At 70.5% G+C, this 9,940-nt stretch carries 9 protein-coding genes and 1 pseudogene; 2 read left to right on the plus strand and 8 right to left on the minus strand.

The window, feature by feature from the left end:
- The first annotated feature begins 120 nt into the window (after positions 1-120).
- The gene (locus ACH4LD_RS28140) at positions 121-1,146 is read left to right on the plus strand and encodes an ATP-dependent 6-phosphofructokinase (protein WP_398055998.1); all 1,026 of its coding nucleotides are present in this window, start codon (positions 121-123) and stop codon (positions 1,144-1,146) included.
- Here ACH4LD_RS28140 and ACH4LD_RS28145 read toward each other — a convergent pair.
- The 6 genes and pseudogenes from ACH4LD_RS28145 to ACH4LD_RS28170 form a co-directional block, all read right to left on the minus strand.
- A pseudogene (locus tag ACH4LD_RS28145) lies at positions 1,143-1,765 on the minus strand (helix-turn-helix domain-containing protein). The gene ACH4LD_RS28140 and the pseudogene ACH4LD_RS28145 sit on opposite strands and share 4 nt — an antisense overlap.
- A 209-nt stretch (positions 1,766-1,974) precedes the next feature.
- Positions 1,975-2,802: a carbohydrate ABC transporter permease gene (locus ACH4LD_RS28150; RefSeq protein WP_398055997.1), complete on the minus strand. Its 828-nt coding sequence runs from the start codon at positions 2,800-2,802 to the stop codon at positions 1,975-1,977.
- The gene (locus ACH4LD_RS28155) at positions 2,802-3,665 is read right to left on the minus strand and encodes a carbohydrate ABC transporter permease (RefSeq protein ID WP_398055995.1); all 864 of its coding nucleotides are present in this window, start codon (positions 3,663-3,665) and stop codon (positions 2,802-2,804) included. The genes ACH4LD_RS28150 and ACH4LD_RS28155 overlap by 1 nt, the downstream gene beginning before the upstream one ends.
- Entirely contained in the window at positions 3,662-5,053 is a 1,392-nt protein-coding gene (locus tag ACH4LD_RS28160) for an extracellular solute-binding protein (protein ID WP_398055994.1), read from the minus strand. The genes ACH4LD_RS28155 and ACH4LD_RS28160 overlap by 4 nt, the downstream gene beginning before the upstream one ends.
- A 107-nt stretch (positions 5,054-5,160) precedes the next feature.
- Entirely contained in the window at positions 5,161-5,352 is a 192-nt protein-coding gene (locus ACH4LD_RS28165) for a hypothetical protein (RefSeq protein ID WP_398055993.1), read from the minus strand.
- Between the two features lie 10 nt (positions 5,353-5,362).
- On the minus strand, positions 5,363-6,214 hold the full coding sequence (locus ACH4LD_RS28170) for a helix-turn-helix domain-containing protein (RefSeq protein ID WP_398055992.1): 852 nt from the start codon (positions 6,212-6,214) through the stop codon (positions 5,363-5,365).
- A gap of 284 nt (positions 6,215-6,498) precedes the next feature.
- On the opposite strand from ACH4LD_RS28170, the gene ACH4LD_RS28175 reads away from it, so the two are divergent.
- Complete coding sequence (locus tag ACH4LD_RS28175) at positions 6,499-6,999, plus strand: ATP-binding protein (RefSeq protein WP_398055990.1); 501 nt, start codon at positions 6,499-6,501, stop codon at positions 6,997-6,999.
- Positions 7,000-7,009: 10 nt separating this feature from the next.
- On the opposite strand, the gene ACH4LD_RS28180 is transcribed toward ACH4LD_RS28175, so the two are convergent.
- Both ACH4LD_RS28180 and ACH4LD_RS28185 read right to left on the minus strand, forming a co-directional pair.
- Complete coding sequence (locus ACH4LD_RS28180) at positions 7,010-8,947, minus strand: tetratricopeptide repeat protein (RefSeq protein ID WP_398056182.1); 1,938 nt, start codon at positions 8,945-8,947, stop codon at positions 7,010-7,012.
- Between the two features lie 139 nt (positions 8,948-9,086).
- On the minus strand, positions 9,087-9,935 hold the full coding sequence (locus tag ACH4LD_RS28185) for a nucleosidase (RefSeq protein ID WP_398055989.1): 849 nt from the start codon (positions 9,933-9,935) through the stop codon (positions 9,087-9,089).
- Between the last annotated feature and the right edge of the window lie 5 nt (positions 9,936-9,940).

Raw genomic sequence — 9,940 nt, forward strand, 5'->3', positions numbered from 1 at the left:
CCCTCTTGACAATACCCCTCTCGAAGGATAAGGCGCCCGTCAGGATCTCACTGGCCCGGTGGACGTGAAAGAATCGACAGCGGCTCACCGGCACCGACAGCGAGCAGGAGACACAGCACGATGCGCATCGGAGTTCTCACCGCAGGCGGCGACTGCCCCGGCCTGAACGCCGTGATCCGGTCGGTCGTGCACCGGGCGGTGGCGCAGTACGGCGACGAGGTCATCGGTTTCGAGGACGGCTACCGGGGTCTGCTCGACCGCCACTACCGCACCCTCGACCTGGACGCGGTCAGCGGCATCCTGGCCCGCGGCGGCACCATCCTCGGATCCTCCCGGCTGGAGCGCGACCGGCTGCGCGAGGCCTGCGAGGGCGCCGCCGACATGGTCGAGGAGTTCGGCATCGACGCGCTGATCCCGATCGGCGGCGAGGGCACCCTGACCGCCGCCCGGATGCTCTCCGACGCCGGCCTCCCGGTCGTCGGCGTGCCCAAGACCATCGACAACGACATCTCCTCCACCGACCGCACCTTCGGCTTCGACACGGCCGTCGGCGTGGCCACCGAGGCGATGGACCGCCTGAAGACCACGGCCGAGTCCCACCAGCGGGTGATGGTGGTCGAGGTCATGGGCCGGCACGCAGGCTGGATCGCCCTGGAGTCCGGCATGGCCGCCGGCGCCCACGGCATCTGCCTGCCCGAGCGGCCCTTCGACCCCGCCGACCTGGTGAAGATGGTCGAGGAGCGGTTCGCCCGCGGCAAGAAGTTCGCCGTCATCTGCGTCGCCGAGGGCGCCCACCCCGCCGAGGGCACCATGGACTACAGCAAGGGCGAGATCGACCAGTTCGGCCACGAGCGCTTCCAGGGCATCGGTACCGCGCTGGCGTACGAGCTGGAGCGGCGCCTGGGCAAGGAGGCCAAGCCGGTCATCCTCGGTCACGTCCAGCGTGGCGGCGTCCCCACCGCGTACGACCGTGTCCTCGCCACCCGCTTCGGCTGGCAGGCCGTCGAGGCCGCCCACCGGGGCGACTTCGGCAGGATGACCGCACTGCGCGGCACCGACATCGTGATGGTGCCGCTCGCGGAGGCCGTCACCGAGCTGAAGACCGTGCCGAAGGACCGGATGGACGAGGCGGAGTCGGTCTTCTAGGCGGTCCGCTTCTCCACCGCCGTCCAGAAGTTCTCCACGATCCGGTCCAGGAACTCCCGCCCGGACTCGCTGGCGCTCCTGCCGCCGCCACCCCAGCTGAGGGTGGCGGCCATGTGCCCCTGGTAGTCCTCGTGGAGCTCTTGGAGCGTGCCTTCGAGGACGTCCGGGTCCAGGGGACCCGCTTGCGCACCGGCCGCACATAGGCCCGCCAGCGGGTGGTCACCGCGCTGTGCAGCAGGTCGGCGAGGGGTGCCTCGCGGCCGGTGACGGCGACGAGGTCGGGCAGGGCGAGTCCGAGGACCTGGGCGAGCGCGGCCGACTGGCGCTCGTCGCCCCGCCACCGCCCGCTCTCCTCCATGCGCAGGTACGAGCGCACGTCCATGCCGACGGCACGGGCGACGTCCTCGGGCGCGACGGCACGGGCGAGGCGATGCTCGCCCAGGGTCCGCGGGCGGGCGAGCAGTTCGCCCGGAGAACACCACAGCACGCCCGCGAGAGCGGTCAGTTCGGCATGGCCCGGGCTGACGGCACCGCGTTCCCAGGCGATCACCAGATCGGGTGTGACATACGGCAGCCCGTACGAGGCCCGCATGCCGTAGGCGACGTGCTCGGGGCCCATGCCGAGCGCGACACGCAGCCGGCGGGCCGCCGGGGCGTTGAACCGAGAAGCTGAGGGTTGGCGCACCCGGCACAAGCTAGGGGTGCGGGGACGGGGTGGCTACGGTCCGTTCAGCCAGGACCACGGATTGTCGGAACGCACAGTTCCGGCCGTTCGGCGGGCAACGGGCGGAACACCCCGCCGGTCCACCGCTCGACCGCCGTCCAAGCTCACCCCTTGACCGCGCCACCGAGGGCGAAGCCGCCGCCCAGCCGCCGGGCCACCAGGACGTACAGCAGGATCACCGGCGTCGAGTAGATCACCGAGAACGCGGCGAGCTGGCCGTACGCCACCATGCCCCGGTTGCCGAAGAAGTCGTTGATGCTCACCGAGGCCGGCATCTGTTCCGGGGTGAGCAGCAGCATGAACGGGACGAAGAAGTTCCCCCACATCATCACGAACGAGAACACGGTCACGACGGCGAGCCCCGGCCCCATCAGCGGCAGCACGATCCGGACGAGGGACTGCGCGGCCGAGGCCCCGTCCGTCCAGGCCGCCTCCTCCAGCTCCGTCGGCACGCCGTCCATGAAGTTCTTCATCAACCAGATGGCGAGGGGGAGTTGGGAGGCGGCGAAGAAGAGGATGGTGCCCTGGAGGGTGTCGATGAGGTTCACCCGGACGAACAGGGCGTACACCGGCACCATGATCGCCGTGATGGGCAGGCTCGTCGCGAACAGGATCGTCAGCAGGAACGGCCGGTTCAGCCGGGACCGGAACCGGGACAGCGGGTACGCGGCGAGGGCGGCGCAGCCGACGGTCAGCGCCGTGGCGCCCCCGCACAGGATCAGGCTGTTGAGCAGCGGGGTGTAGGTGATGTCCGGGGTGAGGATGGCGTCGAAGTTGGCCAGGGTGAGGCCGTCGGGGACCCTGACCCGCAGGCCGGCGTGCGGGTCCACGGCGGACAGCAGCACCCAGGCGAGGGGCAGCGCGAAGGCGGCGGCCACCGCCAGCAGCGAGACATCGGCGGCGAGCCGCCGCGAGGCACGGTTGCGGGCCATCAGACCTCCGTCCGCAGCAGCCGCAGATAGACGACGGAGAACAGGGAGCCGACGACCAGCAGGAGCAGGGCGACCGCTGTGCCGTACCCGATCATGCTGTTCTGGAACGCCTGCTCGTACATGAACAGCGGCAGCGTCTGGCTCCGGTCGCCGGGCCCGCCCCGGGTCATCACCCAGATCAGCCCGAAGACGGAGAGCGTCTGGAGGGTGTTGAGCATGAGGTTGGTGCCGATGGAGCGCCGGATCATCGGCAGCGTGATGTGCCACAGCCGCCGCCAGCCGCCGGCCCCGTCCACCTCGGCGGCCTCCGTGATCTCGGCGGGGATCTCGTCCAGGGCGGCGGAGTACACCAGCATGGAGAACGCCGTCCCGCGCCAGACGTTGGCGAAGGACACCGCGAGGATGGGCAGCGTGAACAGCCAGTTCTGGCGGGGCAGGTGCAGCCAGTCCAGGATCGCGTTCAGGGTGCCCTCGCGCCGGAAGAACGCGTAGAGCAGGAACCCGGCGACGACCTCCGGCAGCACCCACGCGGTGACGACGACCCCGCCGGTGAGGGTGCGGACGGGCTTCGACGCCCGCTTCATCAGCGTGGCGAGGGCCAGTCCGAGGGTGTTCTGCCCGACGAGCGAGGACAGCACCGTGAACACCAGGGTGAGCCAGACGGCGTTCAGGAACGCGTCGTCCTGGAAGGCCCGGCGGAAGTTCTGGAGGCCCACGAAGGAGGAGTGGGCCTGGCCGGTGAGCTGGAGGTCGGTGAAGGCGATCCAGACGCAGTAGGCGATCGGCCCGGCGAGGAACAGGAGCAGCAGGACCAGGGCGGGGGCGACCGGGAGGACCCGGAGGGCCGGGTTCCGGCGCCTCACTTCCAGACCACTTGGCCGCCGGTGACGTCCTTGACCGTGGCGTCGTACTCGCCCGCCGCCTTCTCCACGGACAGGTCACCGGTCGTGACCGCCTCCATGGCCTCCTGCACGGCGGTCGACACCTTCGGGTACGCCGGGTACGCGGGCCGGTAGTGGGTGCTCGCCACCAGGTCGGTGAAGAACTTGATGCCGGGCTGGGCACCGGCGTACTTCGGATCGGCGGCGACGTCCTTGCGGACGGCGATGCCGGAGTTGGCGATGTACCACTTGCGGGCGTTGTCCTTCGTCTGCATCGTCCGGACGAACTCGAAGGCGAGGTCGGGGTTGGCCGCCTTGGCCGGGATGGACCAGGTCCAGCCGCCGGACATGCTCACCTTGCCGGGCGCCTGCCCGTGTTGCGTCGGCATGGCCGCGAGTCCCAACTGCCGGGACCAGTCCGGCCACTCGTGCCCGCTGCCCGGCAGCCAGGCCTGCGGCAGCCACGAGCCGTCGAGGGCGATGCCGAGTTTGCCCTGGGGGAGCAGTTCGCCGTTGACGGTGGTGTTGAAGTTCGGGTCGAGGGCGTCGGAGACGTCGGGGCCGAGCTTGTCCCGGTAGACGGTCTCGACGAACTCCAGCGAATCCTCGAAGCCCTGCGACCCGGTGATCCACTTCTTGCTGCCGCTGTCGTACAGCGGGTCCTGGGTGCCGTCGCCCGTGCCGTACAGGAGCATCTCGAAGCCCTGCATGGTGGCCCGCTCGCCGGCCGGTTTGCCGGTGTAGACGTTGAGCGGGATGACGCCGGGCACCTTCCGCTTGATGGTCCGGGCGGCCGCGAGGACGTCGTCCCAGGTCTTCGGCTGCCAGTCCGACGGCAGTCCGGCCTTCTTGAACACCCGCCTGTCGAACCAGAGGCCGCGGGTGTCGGTCCCGTCCGGGACGCCGTACGTCTTCCCGTCCTGCCCCTTGGCCGCCGCCTTCGCGGTGTCGATGAACTGTCCCCAGTCCGGCCACTTGGCGAGGTAGGGGTCGAGCGGCTTCAGGTACCCGCTGGTGATGTCGGAGTTGATGAGGAAGGTGTCCTCGTAGACCAGGTCCGGGGCGGTGCGCGGGGAGCGCAGCATCTGCTGGAGCTTGGTGTAGTACTCCGAGTCCGGGGCCTTGATCGGCACGAACTCGACCTTCTTGCCGGGGTGTTCGCGCTCGAACTGCTTCTTGATCCCGGCGAGGTAGGTGTCCATCACCTTGACGGAGTTGTCGGTGGACTGCTTGTACGACACCTTGACCGTGTCCGGGCTGCTGCCGGAACCGCTGCCGCAGGCGGTGAGGGCGGTGGCGGCGAGAGCGGCGGTGAGGAGGAGGGAGAGGGGGAGGCGGCGGGAGTGGGCGGCGGTGGGACGCACGGGCATGACCTCCTGAGCACACGTGGGGGTGGCGCGGAGATGACTGCCGTGTGAAGGTAAGAGGAGTGGTCTAGTCAGGTCAATGTGTCTGCGCGGGATTGATCCCCGGCGGGCTACAGGAGATGGTCCGCCTTGCCGGCCTTGATCTCCCGGATGAGCGCGCGGAGGGCTTCGCGGGAGTCGACGAGTGCGCGGTCCTCCTGGCCGGAGAGGGCGATGTAGGCGTTGCCTTCGGGGTCGGTGCCTATGCGGAAGCAGTTGGCGCCCTCTCCGCAGAAGGGTTCTTCCCAGTTGACGTCGGTCATGGCGGCTCTCCTAGAGGTCGTGGGCCAAGGTGTGGATGAAGTCGCGGGAGTCTTCCGGCGTGAGCGCCACGGTGCAGGCTGCGTCCAGTTGGGCTCGGTACTTGCCGAGTTGGACCTCCGAGTCGATGAACTCCGGGCCGTGCGTGCTGTCGAGTTCCACGGTGTCGAGGCGGGGGACAGCCGCTTCGGCGTAGACGACGGACTGCCCAGCCCCCGGGAAGCCACCCGCCTTGAACGGGATGACCCGCAACGTCACGGTCTCGCGCTCGGACATGAGCAGCAGGTGCTCCAGCTGGCGCCGCGCGACTGCGGCACCGCCGAACTCCATGCGGAGGGCGGCCTCGTGGAGAATCACGTCGAGCACCGGAGGGCTCGGGCGGTCGAGCACCTGCTGTCGGTCGATCCGGTGGGCGACGCGGATGTCGACCTCGTCCGAGGGAAGGCGTGGGATCACTGCCTCGAAGACGGCTCGGGCATGGTCGTCGGTCTGGAGCAGCCCCGGCAGGTGCACGGTGACGGCGATGCGTAGGCGTGTGGCGTGCCACTCCATCTCGGCGATGTCCAGGAAGGCGTCTCGGAGTTGGCCCCGGTATGCCTCCCACCAGCCCTTCTGTCGCCCCGTGGCCATGGAGGCGAGGGCCTCGACCAGAGCCTGGTCGGCGCACCCGTAGTTGTCCGCGAGGGTTCGGACGCGTTCGGCGCTGATGCCGGAACGCCCCGATTCCATGTTCGGCACGTTCGTGCGCGGGACGCCCAGAAGTGCGGCGGCTTGCTCTGTGGTGATCCCGGCCGCGACCCGCAACCTGCGCAACTCGGCACCGAGCCGGCGCTGACGCTCCGTCGGAGCGCTCCTCGGTGGCATCCGTCCTCCCGTTCGGCCGTGTGACGGGGACAGTCTGCCGCTGGCGTGACTGATCGGTCCAACAGACTTCGGCGAAGAGTAGTACACGTACTCCTAAAATGCCTTACAGTCGGTGACGAGCCGCTTACGACCCGGCACCGCCGGAAGCGCATCGCGCGAGCCTGCCCGCGTTCTCCTCCCCTGGGAGGGGTGGGCCCGCGCCAGGGAGACAGGCCACCGGGCGCCGGTCGAGCCGTCGGCTCATGCGCAAACCACCCTCACCTGCACCTGTTGGAGGAGTCACCGTGTCCGCACCCGTCACCGTCTCGGCCTGTCCCCTCTCCACCGGCGAACCGCAGGCACCGCCGCCGTCCCCCGCCGCGCTCGCCTACAGCCTCACACTGCCCGCCGGACCGACCAGCCCCCGCGTCGCCCGTGCCGCTGCCCGGGTCGTCCTGCGTACGCACGGGCTGGCCGACATGACGGACGCGGTGGTCCAGGTGGTGGCCGAACTGGTCGGCTGCGCCTGGAAGTTCACCCCGGACAGCGAGGTGTACCTGTCCCTGCGGTACCGGGACGGCGACGTACGCGTGATCGTCTACGACGGACACCCCCGGCACACCCATCCCCGGCTGACGGCGGCCTGCGACTCGCGGAGGCGGGCGGCGCTGCGGGTGCTCGGGTGCGTGGTGCGGGCGTGTGAGGGGGAGTGGGGGTTCGGGGAGGCGCGGGAGCCTGGAGGTGGGACGCGGATGTGGGCGGTGGTTCCTTGGCGGGGGGCTGGGGGGTATGTGGGGGTGGGGTGAGGTGGAGCTGTCAGTCCGGGAGTTCGGCGGCCGAGGCGCGGGCTTGGGCGGCTCGGTCGGGAGCGTTGGCGCGGGTGAAGGCCTCGGCGGACTGAAGGTAGGCGGTGTGGGCTTCGGCGGGGCGGTGGGCTGCCTCGTGGGCGATGGCCAGGCTGTAGAGGGTCTGTCCTTCGCCGTACCAGTCCTCGAATCTCTGGCGACGTTCCAGGGACATGCCGTACGCCTCGATCGCGTCTTCCAGTCGGCCCGCCACCTGCAGGGCGATGCCGAGATTGTTCCAGGAGATGGCCTCGCCGTGGCGGTTCCCGGCGGTCCGGTAGAGGTCGCGGGCGCGGGTGTGGGCGTCGATCGCCTCTTCCACCCGGTTCGCCGACGTCAGGGCGAGGCCGAGGCCGTCCAATGCGCTGGCCTCGCCGTGGCTGTCCCCGGCTGCCTGGAACAGCTCGCGGGCCCGGGCGAAGGCATCGATGGCCTCTTCCGTCCGGTCGCCATTCCACAGGGCGTTTCCCAGGTTGCTCCACGCGCTTGCCTCGCTGATGCGGCTCCCGGCAGCCTGGTAAAGGTCGCGGGCGCGGGTGTGGGCGTCGATCGCCTCTTCCACCCGGTTCGCCGACGTCAGGGCGAGGCCTAGGTGGTCCCACGCGATGGCCTCGCCCAGCCTGTCCCCAGCGAGGCGAGCGGCGTCCCGCGCCGCCTCCGCAACCGTGATCCAGTCATCGAAATGTCGCCGCCAGAGCAGGTACTCCCCCAGACACTGGGCCAGCCGTACCGCCGCGCGCGCGAACCGCTCCTCCCGCCCCCACTCCACCGCAGCCACCAGGCTCGCGCGCTCCCCGTCCAGCCACGCCAGCGCCTGCCCCCGCTCCTTGAAGCGCTCCGGCTCCACCATCCCCGGCAGCCACCGCAACCGGTCGTCGGCCGCATCCGCCCACCGCCAGTAGAACTCCAGCACCCGTTCCCGCGCCGTCTCCCCCTCCTCCCGCAACCCCGCATCCCCGGCCACCACACTTGCCCCGAACCCCCGCACCAAGTCATGCAATCGCCACCGCACCACAGAAGCCGTCCCGACGCCGCCCCGAACCGGCGCGACGAGATGTGTGGCGGCCAGGTCATCAAGCAGTGACAGCACGGACTGCGTGCTCAGGTCCGCGAGGGCCGCGACCGCCTCCGTTCCGGTCTCTGCGCTCGGAGCCAGACAGAGCAGGCGCAGCAGCCGAGCCTGGTCGGGTGGCAGTCGGCGGTAGGAGGTCTCCAGTACAGGGCGCAGCACGAGTGAGCGCCCGTAGAGGTCCGCTCCGGGACTGCCGTGGTCGAGGGCAGCGGTCGTGTCTCCGGCATCCCGGATCTCCGTGACCACGGACGCTACGTCCCGATGGCGGCGCCGACGCAGCATTCCTGCGGCGATCTGCAGTGCCAGGGGCAAGTGTCCGCACAGGTCCGTCAGTTCACGCAGTGCGGCAGGCTCGCGTGCCGGGCGTTCGTCGCGTTCGTCGGTGCTGTGCAGGGCGTGCGTCACCAAGGCGACCGAGTCATCCGGATCGAGCGTCTCAAGGTCGATCAGCCGTACCGGTAGGGCGTCGGGGCGGTCCCGGGAGGTGATGAGCACCCGGTGCCGGTCCGTGCCGGGCAGCAGCGGCACGTACTGGGACGGGTCCGACGCGTTGTCCAGGATCAGAAGTGTCCGGTTCCGCCGTTCGGCGAGGAGTGCGCGGTACGCGTCGTACTGGCGCTCGGTCGTCGGCGGCAGGTCCCGGTCCCGTACGCCGAGCGCGTCGAGCAGGGCCAGGATCGCCTGATCGGCCGTGACCGGGTCGTCGTCGTACCCACGAAGATCCACGAAGAGCGTCCCGCCCGGGAACCAGCCCTTCGCGCACGCCCGGTGCGCCGCCTCCACCGCCAGCGCCGTCTTGCCGATGCCTCCCATGCCGGTGACGGCGAAGATGAGCAGGGGAAGCGCGGTCGTGTCCTCCTCGCCGGGCGCGAGGTGGGGGAGCAGGCGGTCCAGTTCCGCCGACCGGCCGGTGAAGCCGAGGGGGCGCGGCGGGAGGGTGGCGGTCGCGCGCGGGACCGGGCCGTGGACCGTGCCCTTACCGGCTTCCGGCCTGCTTGCCGATGACGGGCCCGTAGAAGGTCCCGCCCCGGAAGTCGATGTGGTCGCCCCGGTACCCCCCTTGGGGTCCCTCCTCGGAGTCGGCGCGCCCGGTCCGGCGTGGCTGGTGCTTGCGCAGCATCGCCACCGCCACGGTCGCCGCCTGCGCGGCCGCCCGCTGCTGCGAGCCGCCCGCGTCGGCCCGGCGCTTGTTGCGGTCCGCGCGGTCGCTGACGCCCCGCACGACGAGGGCGTCCACCTGTCCGCTCAGGTGTGCCGCCTGGGCCGCTCCGGAGCCCTCCATCTCGATGGCGCCCGCGTCGTTGTAGTGGGCCTCGATGTGCCGGGCGACGTCGGACCTGGAGTCGGCCAGTACCACGTCACCGGTCGCGATCGGCGCGAAGTGCACCCTCACGTCCGGCAGGTCCCGGGCCGCGGAACGCGCAGCCTGCTCCAGCGCGTGGGAGCCGGGCAGGGCCCTCGGGCGGACCTTGAAACCGTCGTGGGCCTGCTTGCCGCCGTGGATCTCGTAGACCTGGGTGCCCACCACGACATCGCCGATCTCGATGTCGTCCTTCAGGCTCCCCGCGATCCCCACGAACAAGACGGCCTCGGGGTGCAGCCAGTCGATGAGCTGGGCCGTGAGCGCGGCGGCACGTTCGGCCCCCACTCCGAGCTCGCTGATCGCCAGGTGCCAGGAACTGTTCGGCAGCCGGCCCGTCTCGACGCGGGTCCCCTTGGGGTGGACGCGTTCGTCCCGCTCCGGGAGGTACGCCCGCACAGCCGCGTATTCCAGGGGCAGCGCGGTGAGGACGAGAACAGTGGGCTGAGTCTCCGGCACACTCATAAGGT

This window comes from Streptomyces sp. NPDC017676 (genome assembly GCF_044329325.1).
Lineage (GTDB): Bacteria > Actinomycetota > Actinomycetes > Streptomycetales > Streptomycetaceae > Streptomyces.